This window comes from Streptomyces sp. NPDC059255, assembly GCF_042752355.1.
Classification (GTDB): Bacteria; Actinomycetota; Actinomycetes; order Streptomycetales; family Streptomycetaceae; genus Streptomyces.
On sequence record NZ_JBHYZP010000116.1, the window covers coordinates 1 to 1,107 of the forward strand.

At 65.4% G+C, this 1,107-nt stretch carries 1 protein-coding gene; it reads right to left on the minus strand.

Going from position 1 to position 1,107, the window contains the following annotated elements:
• Positions 1-181: 181 nt before the first annotated feature.
• Positions 182-1,059 (minus strand): IS5 family transposase gene (locus tag ACFXKG_RS41335; protein ID WP_384850794.1). Its coding sequence is split into 2 segments (ribosomal slippage): positions 182-705 and positions 705-1,059, totalling 879 coding nucleotides; the frame shifts between segments, so codons are not numbered across the junction.
• Positions 1,060-1,107: the final 48 nt, after the last annotated feature.

The following is a 1,107-nucleotide window of genomic DNA, read 5'->3' on the forward strand; positions in this document are numbered from 1 at the left end:
GATACAGCGGAGTGGTGCCGTCGCTGTTCCTCCTCTCTGGACTTGCTCCACTGCGCAACAGGGCTTTCGTGCTCCTGGCGTCGCCTGTCAGGACTGCCCCGAAGAGGCGGAGGGAGAGCTTCTTCTGTTGACGCTGCTTCATAGCCGGCGAGGCTAGCGATCACGAGCGTGCCGGAGCTACTCATATCCATTCGTTGATCACCGCGACCAGCACAGTGGCTTCGTAGCGAACGGCCAGTTTGTCGTATCTCGTGGCCACTGCACGGTGACGCTTGAGACGATTGATCCCGCACTCGACCGCGTGCCGAGCTTTGTAGTCGGCCTTGTCGAACTTCGGTGGCCGACCACCTCTGGAGCCGAGCCTGTGGCGGTTGCGGACGCGATCCGCAGGGATAGGGATGGTCGCTCTGATCCCACGTCTGCGCAGGTAGGCTCGGTTGCGGCGGGAGTCGTACGCCTTGTCAGCCCGCACTCGCTCCGGTCTGCTGCGAGGCCGTCCAGGACCGAGTCGTGGCACCCGGATCGCGTCCAGGACCGGCTTGAACTGCGGGGAGTCGCCCCGCTGACCGGCCGTGATCACGATCGAGAGCGGCTTCTGCCCCTGCTCGACGGCGAGGTGAATCTTGGTGGTCAGCCCGCCCCGGGAGCGTCCGAGGCCATGGTCAGGCGGCTCAATGGCCATGCCGCCGGGCGACTCCTTTTGAAGGCCCCCCTTTTCGCCGCCCCGGCCGCATGCTGGTGGGCCCGGCAGACGGTGGAGTCGACGTTCACCTCCCATCTGATCAGGCCCTTTGCATCGGCCTCTGCCTGGAGTTGGGTGACGATCCGGGCCCAGGTGCCGTTCCGCTGCCAGCGCCGGAATAGGTCGTAGACCCGGTCCCAGGGTCCGTAGCGATCAGGCACGTCGCGCCAAGGGGCACCAGTCCGGGTCCGCCACCGTATGCCGTCTACCAACTGACGCCGCGTCCAGACCCGCGGACGGCCGGGCTTGATACCCCTTGGCAGTAACGGCTCCAGCCGGGCCCACTGGCTACTTGTCAGATCTCCACCACGCTCCACGACACGTGATCATTCACGACCAAGATCCACTTTCGCAACAGGCCCTAG